Raw genomic sequence first — 18,230 nt, 5'->3', positions numbered from 1 at the left:
AAGCCCGTGATCTCGGACCAGCCGCGTACCAGCGGGCCCGTTCCGGGAAGGTGATCGATATCGAATACGACCCGATGCCGCTTCCCGACACCCGGTTTCGGTTCAGCGGCCCGATCGCTATTCTCGTGGGACCCCGCACGTTCTCAGCTGCGGTAAAGCTGGCCGATGTCGCGCAGTACTACGGCATCGCGACGATTGTCGGCAGCGAGACCGGAGGCCGCCCGAGCGGATTCGGAGAAGCCTACCCCTTCCGGCTGCCCAACAGCGGCTTCCGCGCCATGGCGTCCATTGCCGAGTACACCCGCTTAAACGAGCGCCAGGACGGACGCGGCGTCATCCCGGACGTCCCGGTCCCGGACATGCACGTCGGCACAACGGATGTCGCAATGGCAACGGCCGTGCGCCTCGTGTCTAAGAGATAAAGGGCGAGGGCTTTGGGAAAGGGGGAACGGGGGAAGGGAGAAAGGGACCGAAAGTAGTCCGTCGTACGTGGAACGGAGCCAATCCACTACGAACAACGAGGGACTCACAACCTGATGCCTTTCAATGGACACGTCGTCTGGATCACGGGAGCTTCTTCGGGGATTGGACGGGCGCTGGCGCTGGAATGCGCGCGTCGCGGTGCAGACGTCGCGCTCTCCGCACGGCGGGAAGAGCAGTTGCGCGCCGTGGCCGGGGAGGTGCGGGCGCTCGGGCAGAAGGCTCTGGTCGTGCCGTGCGATGTGACGGAGGAGGCGCAACTGGAGGCCGCGGTCAAACAGGTCGTCGACCACTTCGGGCGGCTCGACGTTGCGGTCGCCAATGCCGGGTTCGGGGCGATCGGCACGATCGAAGAGCTGGATGCGGAGACTTGGCGACGACAGCTAGATGTCAACGTGGTCGGTCTCGCACAGACGGCGCGCTGTGCCCTTCCGGAGCTTCGCAAGACCGACGGCCGCATCGTCTTGATCGGAAGCGTGGCGTCGATGGTGACGCTGCCCAACACCGGCGCGTATTCCGCTTCGAAAGCAGCGGTTCGCTCGATCGGGGAGGCGCTCTCGATGGAGTTGAAGGACGAGGCCGTGACCTGCACGACGATCCACCCGGGCCTCGTCGAAAGCGACATCGCCCGCGTCGATAACACGAACACCCCGGACCCAGACCGCCGGGACCCGCGGAACGCAGCGCTCATGTGGCCGACGGACAAAGCCGCCCGGGTCATGGCCGATGCGATCGAGAAGCGGAAGCGGGAATACGTCTTCACCGGACACGGCAAGGTGATGGGCTTTCTCTGCCGCCATTTCCCCCGCGTCATGCACCCCGTCCTCGCCAACTTCAGCCGGTAGGCTCAAGAGCGGTGCGCAGGTCGTCGATGCGGGTTCGTCCGACGGGCAAGACTTCACCCGTTTCCAGGAGAACGTCGTACCGGCTCCCTTCTCTGGACCTGACGCTGCGGATGGTGTCCAGTCGCACGATGTGCGAACGGTGGATTCGGAAGAAGGTCGGTGGTAGCAGATCCAGTAACCGCGTGAGCGACTTCCCGTGCAGTTCGTTTCGTCCGTCGTCCAGCACGAGTCTGGCATACGATCCGGCTGCTTCCACCCGCTTAACGTCGGCCACGGGGATGCGAACGAGGCGCCCCTGTTTGTGGAGAACGAGGGACTCCAGTCCGGAATGATGCCGCCGCGTGGCATCAAACATACGCGTGAACGTTTTTTTCAGGCGCTTGCAGTCGAAGGGTTTGCCAACGAAATCAAAGACGCCCAGGTCAAAGGCTTCGATCGCTCGGTCCGTGTATGCCGAAACTACCACGGTGTGATACGGTTCGGCGGCCGTTTCTTCGAGAATGTCGAAGCCGTCGTCGCCACGTAGATTCAGGTCGAGAAATAGCACATCAACGGCTTTCGCTTCCAGAATCGGTCTGGCCTGTCCGATGGACTGGACGGCGTCGATGGACTCTATCGGCCTGGGGCAGCTTTCCCGTACGAGGCGTCGTAGGCGGCGTGCGATGATGGCTTCGTCTTCGACGATCAGGATTCGCATGGTCGATGTGTCAGGCGTCAGTCTGAAGCCGGTCAGTTGGAGCGATCAGATCTCCGTCTGGGCGAGATCCACAGGGAGAACGATGATCGTGCACCAGTCGGCGTTTGGCGCGCTCGACGAGGTGCACGGTTTGGAGTGGAGCTCCCACCGTCCGGGGGCAACATCATCCAGGCGTGCCCGGATGTAGCGAAGCCCCGTTCCATCGCGGGCGTGCTTCTGCCGGTGAATGTCTTCGGTTCCACCGGGCGATGTCCAGTGATAGGATCGACGACCGGCGGTTACGGTCTCCCGAAGGGTGAAGCCGATATTGCATCCGGAAGCGTAGCTGTTGTGGGTAAAGCTATTCTCCACGATGGTATGGAAAACGGCTGGAGGGATCAACGCGTCCTTGTTCACGCCCGTCGTATCGATGCGACAGTCCGTGTCTGTGCGAAAGCCCATCACCTCTACGTATGCCTGGCATACCCGCAACTCTTCCTCAACGCGAATCAGGCGGCTGCCGGAGATTGCATGTAGCCTATTCAGCAGGTGGGCGACAGAATGCAGAAAGTCGACTCCCTTGTCCGGCTGGGCTTCGATCCATTCCATCGCTGCTGTCAGGGTGTTCATCAGGAAGTGCGGCTGAATGTGCCGCTTGAGCAACTCCGTTTCTAGCTGTGATTGGCGGAGTTCGGCCTTCCGCCGCCGAGTTTCCTCGCGATGGTGGCGGGCGGCGAGTGTCCCGAGGAGACCGACGACAAATACGGAGAAGGCGGGCGAAAAGTATCCTGACGAGAATCCGGTGCCGGTGGATAACAGAGCGACCAGGCACAGTGCAAGTCCGCCGCAGGCCAGTTTAGCTCCGGTTCGCCCTGCATGAACCGCCCAAATTGTTGCTATGAGCGCTGCGCACGTCATGACGAAATACATGCCGTAGACGGCCCCGTCCGATGAGGCAACGAGCGTAATGGTGGCGACGGTGATTGCTGCCACGATCGCAAGCCATCGTTTCTTCCCGGGTACGTCAAAGTGAATGACCACGAACGCGACAAGGAGGAGCCCCATCGCTGCTGTCAGACCGGTGATCGCGTGAATGCGCAGCGCGTGCCAGTCGTAGGTGTAGTTGTAGAGGACGCGCAGACTCTCCGTCCCGATGACGAACGAAATGATCAGGCAGAACAGGGCGAGGATGCCCAGGGATCGGCGAGTCGGGTCTAAGACAAACAGCAGGCCTGCGTAGACGACGATGAAAAGGAAGCCGCCGACAAAGAGAAGCGGGAAATAATCGATCGGAGTCCGTTCGAATGCGGCCAGCGGGCCGACGATGAGACCGTACAGCGAGTATTCGAAGTCGAGCGGCATATGGTGGTTGGAAAGACGTATTGCCAGCACGTGCTCACCGGGCGTGTAGAGCGAATCCGGAATGTGTACGGTCGATCGAAGGGGGCCAGGTTGTTCGTCTTCGGCTGCGGCACCGACCTGACCTTTCCGTCCAATCCGCACTCCATCCCAGAACATCTCTGCGGAAGCCAGAGCGGAAAGCAGAACGCCCGCGGGTCGGTGGTGAACGGCATCAGGGGAGATGCGGATGCGGGTGCGAATCCAGTAGATGCCACGTGAGTCCGGTGCTCTGTACAGCAGGCGCTCGGGCCAGTCCGCATCGTCAAAGTGTGGACGCTCTGCGCCGGTGGCGTCGCCCATACGTACACGCGCCTCATGGATGCTAATTGGCTCGTGCGACTCAGCCCATACCAGCGATGGGTACACCATCATGAGGAAACAGGCCGTAATCAGAGAAAGTGGCCGGACGGGAAGCGGCATACGTCGCACAGGCGCGGATTGAGATGCGAGAACACCTCAGAATACAAAGCGAACGAGACCGGTATGAGACGTTCATGCATCGAGCGAGATGTTCGCGGAATGGCCGGCATCCTTATCGACCGGTCTACGTGTGGAAAAGCAGATCCCCATCCTGGGTCGACCGATATCCGATCCAGCGTTTCTCTACTTGGCCGTCTCGCCTGTATGCTTCTGTTCGATCACCGTCCTGTTCTGCTTTCTCGCCTCTGTCGCTTTCTTGCTCCTCATGCTGCACTCGCTGCCGTGTTATGGGTCACGATGTGCGCCATGTCTTCGAACGCCGCCTATTCTCAGAGCGTCGTTGATACGACGCTCACGCTCGACCGCGATTCGGTTGTCGTTGTGGAGCAGTGGACCCTTCTCGTTCCGGAGAATCGATCGGATTCGTCGTCGCGAGAGATTCCGATCACGTTTCTCCGCCTTCCGAGTCGAGCCGCGTCGCCGTCGGCCCCCATCGTGTATCTCGCTGGTGGACCGGGTGGCTCCGGTATCGCTGCCGCGCGCGGGCCTCGATGGGACCTGTTCGATCGGCTCCGAGCCGGTTCCGATGTCATTCTTCTTGATCAGCGTGGAACGGGCCGTTCGGACTCCGTGCCGGGCTGTGATCCCCGTATCGGCATACCGCCGGACTCGGCTACGACGCGCGAGCACATGACGCGGCTGTACCGGGAGGCGATGAAGGTTTGCCTTGCATACTGGGAAGACCAGGAAGTCGACATTCGCGGGTATACAACCGCTGAGAGTGCCATGGATGTCGAGGCTGTGCGACAGGCAATCGGTGCAGAGCACGTCCACCTGCTCGGGATTAGCTACGGCACGCATCTCGCCCTGGCCACGGCGAAATCGTTTCCCGGCAGCGTAGGTCGGATGGTGCTGGCGAGTCCGGAGGGCCTGGGTCAAACGGTCAAACGCCCAGTTTTCCATGAGCGATTTCTTGGACGATTTCAATCAGCGATCGACCGGGACTCGACCGCCCGAGAGGTGTATCCGGACATTCGACAGATGATGCGGTCGGTACTGGATTCGATCGAAGCGGACCCGCCACGGCTTGAGGTGCAGCAGAGAAATGGGGGGAGCTTTGTTCGGACGCTTGGTCGGTTCGAAGCTCAGCTCATGACCGGCTACATGATGGGCGATCCGGGAAATGCTCGATATATGCTGGACGTATACCGGCGAGCAGAAAACGGCGATTACAGTGGGTTTGCCCGTCTTCTACAGTACAGCGCTCGCCCGAATGTCTTGCTCTCGGGAATGGCAGAGGCCATGGATCTTGCTTCTGGCGTGTCGGAAGAGCGACGCGAAGCGGTTCAGGCCGAAGCGAGAACGGCGATCGTAGGAGACGCGCTCAACTTCCCGATGCCGCACCTTGTAGGGGCGATTCCTGGCATCGACCTCGGTCCAGCGTTCCGGTACCGCCTGGCGTCGAGTCACCCGACACTCATCCTGTCCGGGACGCTCGATGGTCGGACATTCCCCGAGGCGCATGCCGAGGTGGCCGCGACGCTGGACCAATGTGCGGTTCTCACGATCGTGAATGCTGGACACAACCTGTTCTTCGCTCATTCTGAGGTTGTCCCTCGCACCGCCGCGTTTCTCGACGGTGGACCCGTTCAGTCCGACACGTTGATCGCGCCCAGCCCGTCTTTTCTCATCGAAGACGATTGACGGACGGACGATAACTGAAATACGAAACGCCCGGCCCCACAGTGGGCACCGGGCGTTTCGTGTTCAGTCTCGAGTTGGACTCGATCGATGCGTCTATCGGGATTCCGAGGTGGTCGTCCCGGTCGCCGTCAGCTCGACGGTCGCCGTCCCGCCACCCATCGCGGCGCCGAGGTTGACGTCGGCCTTCACGACGTGGTGCGGCGCGTCGGCCATCACGTGGTAGGTGCCGGTCCCGGCGTCGTTGCCGTCGAGGGCGGTGACTTCAACCGTCAGCGTTTCGAACGAGCCCGCGCCTACGTCCAAGGTGCCGCTGCCTGTGACGGCCAGCTTCACGCGGCGGACGTTCTGCTGCTGGTAGTTGAAGGTGCGGAGCGTCGTCTCGTAGCCTTCTTCCAGCGGCAGGCCGGCCATCGCGAGCTCCATACCGGAGCCGCTCGCCAGTACCGGGGCTTCGAGCGACTTGTCGATGTCCATCGACTGGCCCATCGCCTGCATCTGGCCCGTGATGGCGTCATCACTGTACGACAGCTGCACCGTGCCCTGCCCCTTCACGTGGCGGGCAAGGGGGCGGAGTGTCGCGCGGTCCACGATCAGCGTGTCCGACGCGTTCATCATGGGCGACGAGATGTCGTCCACGATACGCCATGCGGACTGATCCTCGTGCATCGCCTCTGCGATCGTCCGGGTGGTCGTCAGTTCGAGTGACCGGCCCTGAATCGAAAGCGACGTCGTGTACTCGACCGTCGTCGGCTGGATCACGGAGCCGTCCGCGTCCGGGAGAGCGGATGTCTTCGAGGCTTCCGCCTCGTCGGACGTTTCCGGCATCTCCACTGTGCTCGGGTCGACGGTGATTTCCGCAAGGCGCTGGTCGATGTCGTCCGTGGTCGACGTCTGGTAGCGTCCCCCCACGTGCTCGGCGAGGAACGCTTCCATTTTGGCGGCCAGCGCGAGGTTGTTGTCCTCGTTGCGGAAGCCGTGGCCCTCATCCGGTGCGACGATGTACTCGACCGGGTGGCCCTGATCGCGGAGTGTCGCCACGATCTGATCCGACTCCTGCTGCTTCACGCGGGGGTCGTTCGCCCCGTGTACGACGAGGAGCGGTGCGGTAATCTGATCCGCGTAGAACAGCGGCGAGCGCTCTTTGAGGTCCTCGCGCTCTTCCGGGACCTCCGGATCGCCAACGCGCTTGTACCATGTCCCTTCGAGGAACGGGCGCCAGTACGCCGGGAACGACTCGATCAGCGTGATCAGGTTGGACGGAGCGACGTACGGCACGGCCGCCGCGTACAGATCCGGCGTGAACGTGACGCCCGCGAGTGTCGCGTAGCCGCCGTACGAGCCGCCGAAGATGGCGACGCGATCCGGATCGGCGATGCCCTGATCGATCAGGTACTGCACGCCGTCGGTGATGTCATGCTGCATCGCGCCACGGCCCCAGGTGCGGTTTCCGGCGTTCAGAAAATCCTGGCCGTAGCCGGTGGAGCTGCGGAAGTTCGGCTGCAGCACGGCGTAGCCGCGGTTGGCGAGAAACTGGACGTACGGGCTGTAACCCCACGTGTCACGAGCCCACGGGCCGCCGTGCACGTAGATGACGGTCGGCAGACTCTCCGCCTCCACGCCCTTCGGCACCGTCAGGTAGGCTGGAATCTCCAGGCCGTCCCGTGCCTCGTACGTGATCGGCTGCATTTCCGCCATGTGGTCGTTCGGAATCTCCGGACGCGTCTCGTAGAGCTTGTCGATGCTCTGCGCCTCCCGGTCGAAGAGGTACACGATGCCCGGATTCACGTCGCTGCTGGAGACCACCTTCCACAGACGTCCGTCCTCCGTAGAACCCTGGAAAGAGATGTCGCCCTCGGGAAGTTCGCCCCGGAGAAACTCCAGGTCGCCGGCAAACTGCTCCGTCTTCGGGTAGATGCGAACCCGTTCGCCGACGTAGTAGGTCGCGATCAGCTCGTCGGTGACCGGGGAGAATTCCGCGCCACCGAAGTCAACATTGCCTTCCGGGTCGGACTCAACGACCTCCGATTCGCCCGTGTCCGGGTTGAACAGGATCAGCTGCTGCAGGTCCACCTCCGGGCCCTTGTTTGTGGACATGTATACGCGCTCGCCGTCCGGGTGGAACCGGATGACGCCGCACGACTCTTCCACCGAGCACTCGTAGACGGAGGTGAGCGAGTCGCCGTCTACGCGAAGGATCTCCGTGCCGCCGGTCGAGGTCTGCTTCGACACCAGGCGCAGGTTGCCCTTCAGGTCAAACGTGTAGCTACCGATGCCCTCGTCGTTCTTGAAGATGAGCTCGCGGTCGCCGGAGTCGATCTCGATCTTGTAAAGGTCAAAGTTCTGCGGACTCCGGTCATTGAGCCCGACGTAAATGACATTCGGCTGCTCCTCGGGGACGTTGGCGATGGACGCGCGTGCTCCCTCGTACGGCGTCAGGTTGCGGGCCGGCGGGACGCCCATCTCCGTGCGCTCCGCGTCCAGGTCGACGGCGTAAACATGGAAGTTCTCGTTGCCGCCCTTATCCTGGACGTACAGGATCCGTTCGCTGTCGTGCGTCCAGAAATAGCCGCTAACCGGACGGGTGGTGTCGGCCGTCACGGGCTCGGCCTCGCTGAACGGTTCGTCGATGCCTTTCACCCAGACGTTCATCACGTCCTTATACGGCTGGCGGAAGGCGATCATCTCGCCGTTCGGGGAGAGCTGCGAGCCGCTGTACTGCGGATCGCCGAAGAACATCTGACGGTCGAAGAGGGGCGGAAGCTCGCCGTCGAACTCAACGGAAGCGGCGCGAATCTCGTCGTCCGGGACCTCCTGGGCAAGCGCAGGCGGCGCCCAGAGGCTGAACGAGAGGCACGCCAACATCAGTACGGCGCAGATTCGTAGCGTCGTAGACATGGTCAATAAAGGTAACGTAAGGGAGGTATCGAGATACGCCGGAGCCGGCCACGTGAAATGCTCTCGGAGACAGATCATCTTAGGGACCTGCAGACGCAACACGCTGATGCGTTGAGCACAGGGAGACGAGAATCCGTTGGAGGCGTTCCGGCGATAATCCTGGCAGGATCCAGGAAATGCACGTTCAGCAAAAGATCGTTGTTACAGTACATGGATCGAGAACACAAGAGGTTTAACCCCGGCTTCACGCAAGGTTTCTATCCGAAATGGAATCTGGAGGGCTGCACGCTAAGCGGCGGAGCCGGGTACACCGCCGAACGCCCGACCCCCATTGTGGGAAGCCGGGCGTTTCGTCGGTTACTGGCACAACCGGGAAACGACCCGGTCGGCGAGGCTCCGTCCGCCTCTTTCGCATCGGTGCTGCACACACGCTACTTCGCGCCGTTAAGGGAGGTGAGCTGGACGGTTGCCGTGCCGCCGCCCATCTGGGCGCCGAGCTTCTGCTCTGCTTTCACCACATGGTGCGGCGCGTCGCTCATGACGTGGTAGGTGCCCGTCCCCGCGTCGTTGCCGTCGAGGGAGGTCAGCTCCACCGTCATCGTGTCGAACGAACCTGCACCGACCTCCACTGTCGAGGTGCCGGTCACGGCGACCTTCATCCGGCGAACACTCTGCTGCTGGTAGTTAAAGAAACGCACCGTTGTCGTGTAGCCTTCACCCAACGGGAGCGTCGCGAGCGTCATCTCAAGGCCGGATCCACCGGCGAGTACCGGCGCCTCCAGTTCCTTGTCGATGTCCATTGACTGCGACCCCATCTTCATCGTGCCGGTCACCGCGTCATCGGCGTAGGACAGCCGGATCGTCCCTTGTCCCGTTGCTGTTCGCGCGATGGAGCGCAGCGTCTCACGGTCCAGCATGAGCGAGTCCGTCGCGTTGATCATCGGCGAATTGACCTCATCCACGACCTGCCAAACTTCCTCGCCGTCATGCATCGCCGTGGCGATCGAGCGGTTGGTGGTCAGGTTGATCGTCCGGCCCTGCAAGGAGAGCGACGTTTCGTACGTCACGTTCGCGGGCTGAAGCACGGAGCCGTCCGTGGCCGGAAGCGCCGACGTCTTGGAGGCTTCCGCCTCTTCCGAGACCTCTGGCATCGCAACCGTGTCCGGGTCGACCGTGATCTCCGCCAGGCGCTGCGCGATGGCATCGGGCATGGAGGTCTGGTAGCGACCGCCGACATGCTCGGCGAGGAACGCTTCCATCTTCACGGCGAAGGCGAGGCGGTTGTTTTCTTTGGCAAACCCATGGCCCTCGTCCGGCGCGACGATGTACCCGACGGGCGCGTCGTTTTCGCGGGCTGCGACCACGATCTGGTCGGACTCGCGCTGCGGCACGCGCGGGTCGTTGGCGCCCTGCACCACGAGCAGGGCGTCGTCAATCTGATCGGCACTAAAGAGCGGCGACTGACGCTTCAGGCGCTCCACATCGTCGGGGTCGTCAAGGTCGCCCATCCGGGTGTTGAAGATGCGGCGCGCGGACTCCCAGTACGGTGGAATCGACTCCAGCAGCGTGATGAGATTGGACGGGCCGACGAATGAGATCCCGGCACTGTACACATCCGGCGTAAAGGCCAGGCCGGCGAGTGTCGCGTATCCGCCGTACGATCCGCCAAAGATCGCCACGCGGTCGGGGTGAGCGATGCCCTGGTCGATCAGGTGCTGTACGCCGTCCGTGATGTCATCCTGCATCTTGTCGCCCCATTCGCCGTTTCCGGCGTTCAGGAAGGCCTTCCCGTAACCGGTGGAGGCGCGGAAGTTGGGCTGGAGGACGGCATAGCCTCGGTTGGCCAGAAACTGCGCATAGGCGTCGTAGCCCCAGCGGTCGCGCGACCAGGGCCCGCCGTGCACGACCACGACGAGCGGCAGATTGTTGGCTTCAACGCCCTTCGGTGTGGTGAGGTACGCGGGAATCTCCAGGCCGTCGCGGGCGTCGTAGCGAATCGGTTCCATCGACGCCAGGTGCTCGCTCGGAAGCTCCGGTCGAGAGCGGTACAACTGCTCCACATCGCCGGTCTCGCTGTTGAACAAGAAAACGACGCCGGGGTCTACGTCACGCGTTACGGAGACGATGTGACGAGTGAAGTCCTCCGTGGAGGTGTTCAGGTATATCTCGCCGTCCGGGAGCTTACGCTTCAGTGTCTCCAGGATGCTGGCAAACGCGTCATCTTTCGGGTAGATGCGGAGGCGGTCCCCGACGTAGTAGGTCGCGATCAGCTCATCGGTGGATTCATGGAACTCCGCGCCGCCGAAGTCGACCTCGCCTTCCGGGTCGCCCTCAATCACGGTTTCCTCCTGCGTCTCCGGGTCGAACAGAATCAACTCGGTGAGGTCGCGGTCGCCTTTGTTGGTGGTCATGTAGACCTGCTCCCCGTTCTTGTGGAACCGCACGGCGCCGCACGACTCTTCCACGGTGCAGGTGTACACCACCTCGCCCTCTGCGCCCTCGCTGACGTCGAGAATCTCGGTTGATCCGTCCTGCGCGACGCGCTGCCCGAGGCGCAGGTTGCCGTCGAGGTCGAACGTCCAGCCCGCGATCTGCTGCGTGTTCTCGCGGATGAGCTCGCGCTCGCCGGTGTCGATGTCGACCCGGTAGACGTCGTGCCACTGCCTGTCGCGATCATTCATGCCGACGTACACGACGCCCGGCTGGCTTTCTGGGACGCTGTAGATGCGGGCCTGGATGCCGTCAACGGGCGTCAGGTCGCTGGCCGGGGGCACGCCCATGTCGGTACGTTCGGCGTCAAGATCCACGGCGTAGACGTGAAAGTTCTCGTCTCCGCCCTTATCCTGCGTGTACAGGATGTTCTGGCTGTCATTGGACCAGAAGTACCCGCGGACGGGTCGCGTGGTATCGGCTGTGACAGGCTCGGCAGCGTCAAACGGCTCGTCAATGCCCTTCATCCAGACGTTCATAACGCCCTTGTACTCCTGGCGAAACGCGAGGAAGTCGCCGTTCGGGGAGATCTGTGCGCCGGACAGCTGCGGGTCGCCGAAAAAGACCTGACGGTCGAGAAGCGGGGGGAGCTCGCCTTCGTACTCAACGGAGGCGGCGCGAAGCTCGTCGTCGGGGACCTCCTGGGCAAGCGCGGGAGACGCCCAGAGACCGGACAACAGGCACGCCGCCATCAATACGGCGCAGATTCGTAGCGTCGGAGACATGGGAGAAGAGTACAGGTCGTGAAGGGAAACAGAGACAATGAGTTGACTGCCGCGCGGTGCAGCATGGGATGCCAAGAAGCCAGTTTTTGCACGTGCGGGCCGAGGTGATTGTTACCGGGAAGCACCTCTGTTACCGGGAAACGGCTCGCGATCGAGACGGCACGGAGAATGCTGCAGAAAGGACTGGCAACATGAAAATGACCTGGCGAAAATAGGTCGATGTTCAGTCGAAATGGACGCAGTGATTGTTCCATGGTTTCACAGGTCGACGGGTTGGCGGTCCGATGCCCGGGACCAGAGCGGGACAGAGAGGTGATGCACCGGAGAGGTAGCCGCCCCCTGTTTTTCCCCACACGGCATCGCTCCATTTCACGACACGACGGCTGCGGGGAAAGCGGTAGTATCTGTGTCCGGGCTGTTGCCGGAATCATGTGTGAACGAAAACCGACGCAGAATGGACGTTGCGACGCGGCAGGATGGGGACATCCAGGTGGTGGTCATTGATGGTGACTGGCGCCTTGGCACACCCGTGCCGGAGGCCGATGCGATCCTGTCCAACGGCGAGGCATCCGGAGCTGTCGCGGTCGACGCCCGGTCGCTCGGGGAGTGGGATACGAGTCTCCTCGTCTTTCTGCTCGATCTCGTGGAAACGGTCGAAGCGGACGGGGGAACGCTCGATCTTGACGCCCTGCCGGAGGATGTGCAACGCCTCCTCACCATGGCCCGGGCCGTGCCGGAGCGCGACGCCGAGCACGACAAGCCTCCGGAGAACTGGGTTGAAGCGATCGGGCAGGGCGCCCTTGATCTGTGGTCGGGCACGACGCACTTCGTTCAATTCACGGGCGAGGTGGCGGCCAGTGCCGGCCGGGTCCTCACGGGAAGAAGCGAGATGCGGTGGCGCGACTTCTGGTGGGTCCTGCAGAACAGTTCAGCATCTGCGCTTGCCATCGTCACGCTGATAGCGTTTCTCGTCGGCCTGATCCTGTCGTTTCTCGGAGCAGTCGTTCTCCGCCGCTTCGGTGCCGACTACTACGTGTCCTACCTCATCAGCTACGGTATGCTGCGGGAGCTGGGTGCGCTGATGACGGCCATCATCATGGCAGGTCGTACCGGCGCGGCCTTTGCCGCCGAACTCGGGAGCATGAAGATCAGTGAGGAGATCGACGCGCTCAAGACGCTTGGCCTCTCCCCGATCGACGTACTGGTGCTTCCGCGCGTGGCCGCCATCTTCATCGCGCTGCCCCTGCTGACCATCTACGCCGACCTGGTCGGGATCTTCGGCGGTTGGGTCGTGGCCGTGCAAATGCTGGACGTCACGACGCCACAATTCTTCGCGGGCCTCACCGCACCGGTGACGCTTGCCGACGCGGCCCTCGGTGTCTTTAAGGGCACGGTGTACGGCGCAATCGTCGGGCTGACCGGCTGCCTGCGCGGCATGCGAACGGGTAGCGACGCTGCGGCGGTCGGCGATGCCGCCACCTCGGCCGTCGTCACCGGCATCACGCTCATCGTTCTCGCCAACGCCATCATCGACTGGATGGCCGCTCTGTTAGACATCTAATCGGAAGAATGGCGAAGGGCGAATGGGGAATTTCGAATGTCGAATGGGGAATGGCGAATGTCGAAGTGTGCATCGCAGACCGACAGTAGCAGGTTGCCACCCTTACTCCGATCTCCCCCCTTACCCCTTCTCCCCCTCACCCTTTCCCCTCCCGCCGATGCCTCAGGAGCCGGTTCTTGAGATTCGAGATGTCACGCTGGCGTACGGATCGTTCGTCGTCATGCGCGAGCTCACGTTCGATGTGGAGGCCGGTGAGATCTTTATCATCATGGGCGGGAGCGGATGCGGGAAGAGCACGCTGATGAAGACCGCGATCGGGTTGAAAGCACCCTCGGAAGGCGTGGTGCGATTTCAGGGGGATGACTACTGGGCGGCGGATGGTGAGACCCAGCGGGCGATGCTCCGGCATATGGGCGTGATGTACCAGCAGGGCGCGCTCTGGAGTTCGATGACCCTCGGGGAAAATATCGCGTTGCCGCTGGAGCTCTACACGGATATGATCGAGACCGATATCCAGCGGGTGGCATCGCTGAAACTCGCCCTCGTCGGGCTCCGGGGCTTCGAAACGTTTTATCCGCACGAAATCAGCGGCGGCATGCGCAAACGCGCCGCCCTGGCTCGCGCCCTGGCCCTCGACCCGGACGTCCTGTTTTTCGACGAACCCTCCTCGGGACTGGACCCGGTCAGTGCCCGCCGCCTGGACGACCTGATCCTGCAGCTTCGCGACAGCCTCGGCACCACCGTCGTCGTCGTCAGCCACGACCTCGCGAGCATTTTCACCATCGGAGATCGCGCTCTCTATCTCGACATCGAAACCCGAACCATGACCGCCCTCGGCCCCCCGGACGACCTCCGCGACGCCCCCCCGAACGAACGCGTCCACCGCTTTTTGACTCGAACGGCGGAGTGAGCCTGCCCCCGTAAAAGCGCATCGTAATCCGCCTTTGCGGGATCCGCTATCGCTCCATCCCCCATTCCTCACACCCCGCACCTCAACCCCCAGACCTTATGAGCCGTCGAGCAAGTCCCACCACCATCGGACTGTTCGTGATCGGCGCGCTTGTCATCGCCGTTATCGGCGTGGGCGTGTTCGCCTCGCGATCCATGTTTCGAAGCGAGACGACGTTTATCAGCTACTTCGACGAGTCGGTCAACGGCCTCGACGTCGGTGCGCCCGTCAAATTCAAGGGTGTGCCCATCGGACAGGTCGCCGCGATTGAGGTCCGGCTGGACCTGGATGGAGAGACCTTTCAGGTGCCGGTCCTGTACGAGATCGACCTGCAGCCGCTGACCAACATGACCGGGCAATCCGTGAACCTGGCGAACCCGAGGGTTCTCCGGCGCCAGATCGGGGAAGGCCTCCGGGCGCAGCTTCAGATGGAAAGCCTTCTGACCGGAAAGCTGTACATCGAGCTCACGTTTGTTGAAAGCCCGGAATCGCCCGTTCTGGTTGCCGATGACCGAGGGTACCCCGAAATTCCGACCGTGCTTTCGCCCATGGGCCGGCTGGGCGAAGAAGCTTCGGGCCTCGTTTCCAACCTGCGGCGTTTTGACGTCAACACGATCAACGAGAACCTGATCGAACTGCTGGTCAAAGCCAACACCAAGATCGACGAACTGGACATGGCAGCAATCAACGACTCCGTACTTGTCGCCGTCGGCTCCGTTCGCGACCTTGCCAACGCACCCGAAATTCGACGCGCCCTGGACGACGTCCCCCGCATCGCCGCTCGCCTGGACACGACCCTCCGCGACGTGCAGACTCTCGCCCGCTCGCTGAACCGGGCCGTCGACCCCACGACCGAATCCCTGCAGGCAACGACGAAGGAGATGGTGGCAACGCTGGAGGCGCTGCAAGAAACGATGTCCGACACGCGGGCGATGCTATCGACGGACTCCGGCCTCGGATACCGGATGGACGACGCCCTCACGAACCTGTCGGAAGCGGCAGAAGCCCTACGCGTTCTGTCTATCTCGCTCGAGCGGGATCCGAGCATGTTCATTCGTGGAAAAGAACAACCGGAGGAGCAGGAAACCGTGCAGTGACGGCCGGGTGTCGTTTGCTGACTTTTGTGAATCAACGGATGTGACATGGACCGGATGTCTGACATGCAGTGGCATCGTGCCGTTCGAGGGACGCTCATCGCGATACTCGGGCTAAGCGTTCTGGTGGGGTGCGTGAACCTGGAGCCGCGCCAGAGCAACATCAATTATTACGTACTGAGCGACGCCATGACGCCGGTGGAGGTGGAACCGGGGGCGGATCTTCAGGCGCAGCTGCCGGATTCGTTGCAGCTGGTGGTCGGGATCCGGAAAATCCGGCTGGCGGCCTACCTCAAAACGCCGTCGATCACGACGCGGTACGGCCGGCATGCGATGCACTTTTCTGAATTCCACCGGTGGGGCGAAGACCTTGGCGATGCCGTGAGCCGGTCGATTGCGCAGTCGCTGGCCCGGCGCCCGGAGATCCGGCGCGTCGACCGGGTGCCCTGGCCCGACCGGACGCCGCATGACGTGCTGGTGCAGCTGCGCGTGCTGCGGTTCGAGGGGGAGGCCCCGCCCGCTGCCCGTCGGGAGAACCGGGATGACGACGCTCCCATCCGGGGAAGTGCGCGTGTGGCCATTGCCTGGGAGCTCGTGGATCCGGAGACGGAAGATGTCTGGGTCAGCGGGCAGACCGATCACCGGGAAGATGGGTGGCCGGTCGGTGAGTACCCGGCCCTTGTTGAACGATTGGATGCTGCCCTCACCGTCGTCGCCGCCGACCTCGCCGCTCAGATGGAGGCCGTTAAGGGGCTCTCCGCATTGCAAAGATAAAGGGCGACCGAAGGGGTGACTGAGCAGCCAAGCACGATGGCGCCTGTTCTGTCCGCTCAAAGACCTTGTTTGCCATACGCAATCTACCGTATGGAGGAGAGGACCGGCGCGGTGAAGTCTCTCCGAAAACAGGTGGAGGCCGCGCCGACAGCGGTCCGGAGCGGGCACGGAGGTTGCACCCGTGCTGCGATGCACGTACGTTGCGAACTGCCCCGAGGTGTTTGGCGCCTGCTGCGGTAGCCGGCGCCGCTCCTCCGACCTTTGCTGACCGCGTCGAACCCCTTTTCGCGCCCGATGGAATATCTTCTTACGGCAGGCTTTGCCTTCCTCGTTATCAATGCGATGCTCGTGAGCGCCTCGGTGCTCGTGTACGCAGAGCGCCGCGTCTCCGGCTTCATGCAGAACCGCCCGGGCCCGAATCGCGTCGGCCCGCTCGGAATCCTTCAACCGTTCGCCGACGTGCTCAAGTTCGTGCTGAAGGAAGACGTGCAGCCCGCAGCGGCCAACACGTTTATCCATTCGCTCGCGCCGGTTCTGATGGTCGTAATCGCGATGAGCACCGCGTCGCTCATCCCCTTCGCGGAAGGCGTCGTCGTCGCCGATCTCAACGTGGGCGTGCTGATGCTGCTGGCATTGACGTCGGTCACGGTTTACGGCATCACGCTTGCCGGGTGGAGCTCCAATAGCAAGTACTCGCTTCTCGGGGGACTTCGGTCGGCCGCGCAGATGGTTTCATATGAGCTCTCGATGGGCCTGGCCGTCATCTCCGTGGTGCTGGTTGCGGGCAGTCTCAACCTGATGGAGATCGTCGAAAACCAGGCCTCCGGCGGGGCGCTTCTTGGCTGGAATGCGGTTCGCAACCCGATCGGCTGCCTCATCTTCATCGTCACCGCCTTCGCGGAAACGAACCGTGCGCCGTTCGACCTGCCCGAAGCCGAGCAGGAACTCGTGGGCGGCTACCACACGGAGTACAGCGGCATGAAATTCGGCATGTTCTTCCTGGCCGAGTACGTGAACTGGTTCATCGCCTCGTTCATGATCGTAACGCTCTTCTTCGGCGGCTACCTGATCCCCTTCCAGCCGCAGCTGCTGGCCCTCGCCCCGGGCCTCGCGGACTCCGTACTGTTCCCATTCCTCCAGTTCGGCTCCCTGATGCTGAAGGTGAGCTTCTTCGTCTTCCTCTTCATCTGGGTCCGCTGGACGTTCCCCCGATTCAAGTACAACCAGCTCATGATGATCGGCTGGAAGTACCTCCTCCCGATTTCGCTCGCCAACGCGATCCTCGTCGCCCTTGGCGTCATCTTCTTCCAGACGTACTTCTAAACCGAACCGCGACGTTCGACGAGCAACATGAAAAGCACCCCGACGCCAGACGGCGATCCGGGGTGCTTTGCTTTGGGTTCAGCGCTTTGGGTTCAGCGCTTTGGGTTCAGCGTTCGCCAAGAACGGACGGTCTGAACGGCGAATGGCGAACGGCGAAGAGCGAACGGCGAATATCGAAGGTCGAATGACGAATGGATTCTATCGAAGCGGATCAACGCGCTACAGACATCTGAATCGGCCGAAAACGTCGGGAGGCCACCCATCCCTCACACCCCACACCCCTTCTCGCTCTCCCCTTTCTCCCCTTCCCCCTCACTCCCTGCTGCGCCTGCGTTCGGTCATGGTCACGGCGGCACCGGTGAGGACAAGGACCAGGCCGGCGATGCGGGTCCAGGAGAGCGCGATCGGGGAACCGCCGAGGAGCCCGAAGTGGTCGAGGCCGGCGGACGTGATCAGTTGCGCTGCGAGGAGGAGCATGCCGAGCAGGACGGCACCGATCCGCGGCACGGCGTAGTTGCTGGCGGCAACGACGAAGACGCCCATGCAGCCGCCAACCCAGTAGTACCAGGGGAGTCCACCAAGCTGTAGAATGCCCGTGCGCAGACCGACAGCGAGCAGTCCGCCCGCCACGACGGTGCCGACGATGTGGTTGATCAGCGAGCCACGCAGGCTTCCCGCGAAAACAGCCAGCGACGCGTTCACAAGTCGACTCAGGGAGCCGATGACGCCGTTAAGCAGAGCGAGGAAAAAGGCCATCAGGGCAGTCGGTCAGGTGCAGCCTGGCAGGAAAACTAAATGAGAAGGGTCATCCGTACGCAACGAGAATGACGCCCAGCACGACGAGAGCGAGCCCGAACAGGCGCCGCCGGCTGACGCGAAACTGCGGCAGCCCG

Annotated in this window: 13 protein-coding genes; 8 read left to right on the top strand and 5 right to left on the bottom strand. The window is 62.5% G+C overall.

The features are described from left to right. Both ACFCU0_RS03205 and ACFCU0_RS03200 read left to right on the top strand, forming a co-directional pair. A partial coding sequence (locus tag ACFCU0_RS03205) for a S41 family peptidase (RefSeq protein ID WP_434972221.1) occupies nucleotides 1-422 on the top strand: 422 nt, incomplete at its 5' end. A gap of 114 nt (nucleotides 423-536) precedes the next feature. Continuing rightward, nucleotides 537-1,325 carry an SDR family oxidoreductase gene (locus ACFCU0_RS03200; RefSeq protein WP_434972220.1) on the top strand — a complete coding sequence of 263 codons (789 nt, stop codon included), beginning with the start codon at nucleotides 537-539 and terminating at the stop codon, nucleotides 1,323-1,325. Here ACFCU0_RS03200 and ACFCU0_RS03195 read toward each other — a convergent pair. After that, entirely contained in the window at nucleotides 1,315-2,022 is a 708-nt protein-coding gene (locus tag ACFCU0_RS03195) for a LytR/AlgR family response regulator transcription factor (protein ID WP_434972219.1), read from the bottom strand. The two genes, ACFCU0_RS03200 and ACFCU0_RS03195, sit on opposite strands and share 11 nt — an antisense overlap. A gap of 45 nt (nucleotides 2,023-2,067) precedes the next feature. Continuing rightward, nucleotides 2,068-3,774, bottom strand: a complete 1,707-nt coding sequence (locus tag ACFCU0_RS03190; RefSeq protein ID WP_434972218.1) for a histidine kinase — start codon at nucleotides 3,772-3,774, stop codon at nucleotides 2,068-2,070. A gap of 354 nt (nucleotides 3,775-4,128) precedes the next feature. Here ACFCU0_RS03190 and ACFCU0_RS03185 point away from each other — a divergent pair, with 354 nt between their 5' ends. Beyond that, nucleotides 4,129-5,526: an alpha/beta hydrolase gene (locus ACFCU0_RS03185; protein ID WP_434972217.1), complete on the top strand. Its 1,398-nt coding sequence runs from the start codon at nucleotides 4,129-4,131 to the stop codon at nucleotides 5,524-5,526. Between the two features lie 93 nt (nucleotides 5,527-5,619). Here ACFCU0_RS03185 and ACFCU0_RS03180 read toward each other — a convergent pair whose 3' ends face one another. After that, the gene (locus ACFCU0_RS03180; RefSeq protein ID WP_434972216.1) at nucleotides 5,620-8,421 is read right to left on the bottom strand and encodes a S9 family peptidase; all 2,802 of its coding nucleotides are present in this window, start codon (nucleotides 8,419-8,421) and stop codon (nucleotides 5,620-5,622) included. A 431-nt stretch (nucleotides 8,422-8,852) separates the two neighbouring features. Then, nucleotides 8,853-11,636 (bottom strand): S9 family peptidase, encoded by a 2,784-nt coding sequence (locus ACFCU0_RS03175; protein ID WP_434972215.1) that lies wholly within the window; start codon nucleotides 11,634-11,636, stop codon nucleotides 8,853-8,855. Between the two features lie 454 nt (nucleotides 11,637-12,090). Between ACFCU0_RS03175 and ACFCU0_RS03170 the strand changes: the two genes are divergently transcribed. The 5 genes from ACFCU0_RS03170 (at nucleotide 12,091) to nuoH (ending at nucleotide 17,337) form a co-directional block, all read left to right on the top strand. After that, the gene (locus ACFCU0_RS03170; RefSeq protein WP_434972214.1) at nucleotides 12,091-13,197 is read left to right on the top strand and encodes an ABC transporter permease; all 1,107 of its coding nucleotides are present in this window, start codon (nucleotides 12,091-12,093) and stop codon (nucleotides 13,195-13,197) included. Between the two features lie 157 nt (nucleotides 13,198-13,354). Further along, nucleotides 13,355-14,107, top strand: coding sequence for an ABC transporter ATP-binding protein (locus ACFCU0_RS03165; protein ID WP_434972213.1), 753 nt, complete (start codon nucleotides 13,355-13,357; stop codon nucleotides 14,105-14,107). A gap of 98 nt (nucleotides 14,108-14,205) precedes the next feature. Continuing rightward, on the top strand, nucleotides 14,206-15,243 hold the full coding sequence (locus ACFCU0_RS03160) for an MlaD family protein (protein ID WP_434972212.1): 1,038 nt from the start codon (nucleotides 14,206-14,208) through the stop codon (nucleotides 15,241-15,243). A gap of 45 nt (nucleotides 15,244-15,288) precedes the next feature. Beyond that, the gene (locus tag ACFCU0_RS03155) at nucleotides 15,289-16,014 is read left to right on the top strand and encodes a PqiC family protein (protein WP_434972211.1); all 726 of its coding nucleotides are present in this window, start codon (nucleotides 15,289-15,291) and stop codon (nucleotides 16,012-16,014) included. Between the two features lie 294 nt (nucleotides 16,015-16,308). Continuing rightward, nucleotides 16,309-17,337 (top strand): NADH-quinone oxidoreductase subunit NuoH, encoded by a 1,029-nt coding sequence (gene nuoH, locus ACFCU0_RS03150; RefSeq protein WP_434972210.1) that lies wholly within the window; start codon nucleotides 16,309-16,311, stop codon nucleotides 17,335-17,337. Nucleotides 17,338-17,649: 312 nt separating this feature from the next. On the opposite strand, the gene ACFCU0_RS03145 is transcribed toward nuoH, so the two are convergent. Further along, nucleotides 17,650-18,093 carry a DMT family transporter gene (locus ACFCU0_RS03145; protein ID WP_434972209.1) on the bottom strand — a complete coding sequence of 148 codons (444 nt, stop codon included), beginning with the start codon at nucleotides 18,091-18,093 and terminating at the stop codon, nucleotides 17,650-17,652. Nucleotides 18,094-18,230 lie beyond the last annotated feature (137 nt).

It is taken from the genome of Longibacter sp., assembly GCF_051155795.1.
GTDB lineage: Bacteria > Bacteroidota > Rhodothermia > Rhodothermales > Salinibacteraceae > Longibacter.
This window is presented reverse-complemented; position numbering and strand designations above follow the sequence as displayed.

What these genes read in the sequence shown, in the direction of transcription:
- ACFCU0_RS03200 (WP_434972220.1), top strand. Translation starts at nt 537, where the DNA reads ATGCCTTTCAATGGACACGTCGTCTGGATCACGGGAGCTTCTTCGGGG.
- ACFCU0_RS03195 (WP_434972219.1), bottom strand. Translation starts at nt 2,022, where the DNA reads ATGCGAATCCTGATCGTCGAAGACGAAGCCATCATCGCACGCCGCCTA.
- ACFCU0_RS03190 (WP_434972218.1), bottom strand. Translation starts at nt 3,774, where the DNA reads ATGATGGTGTACCCATCGCTGGTATGGGCTGAGTCGCACGAGCCAATT.
- ACFCU0_RS03185 (WP_434972217.1), top strand. Translation starts at nt 4,129, where the DNA reads ATGTCTTCGAACGCCGCCTATTCTCAGAGCGTCGTTGATACGACGCTC.
- ACFCU0_RS03180 (WP_434972216.1), bottom strand. Translation starts at nt 8,421, where the DNA reads ATGTCTACGACGCTACGAATCTGCGCCGTACTGATGTTGGCGTGCCTC.
- ACFCU0_RS03175 (WP_434972215.1), bottom strand. Translation starts at nt 11,636, where the DNA reads ATGTCTCCGACGCTACGAATCTGCGCCGTATTGATGGCGGCGTGCCTG.
- ACFCU0_RS03170 (WP_434972214.1), top strand. Translation starts at nt 12,091, where the DNA reads ATGGACGTTGCGACGCGGCAGGATGGGGACATCCAGGTGGTGGTCATT.
- ACFCU0_RS03165 (WP_434972213.1), top strand. Translation starts at nt 13,355, where the DNA reads ATGCCTCAGGAGCCGGTTCTTGAGATTCGAGATGTCACGCTGGCGTAC.
- ACFCU0_RS03160 (WP_434972212.1), top strand. Translation starts at nt 14,206, where the DNA reads ATGAGCCGTCGAGCAAGTCCCACCACCATCGGACTGTTCGTGATCGGC.
- ACFCU0_RS03155 (WP_434972211.1), top strand. Translation starts at nt 15,289, where the DNA reads ATGGACCGGATGTCTGACATGCAGTGGCATCGTGCCGTTCGAGGGACG.
- nuoH (WP_434972210.1), top strand. Translation starts at nt 16,309, where the DNA reads ATGGAATATCTTCTTACGGCAGGCTTTGCCTTCCTCGTTATCAATGCG.
- ACFCU0_RS03145 (WP_434972209.1), bottom strand. Translation starts at nt 18,093, where the DNA reads ATGGCCTTTTTCCTCGCTCTGCTTAACGGCGTCATCGGCTCCCTGAGT.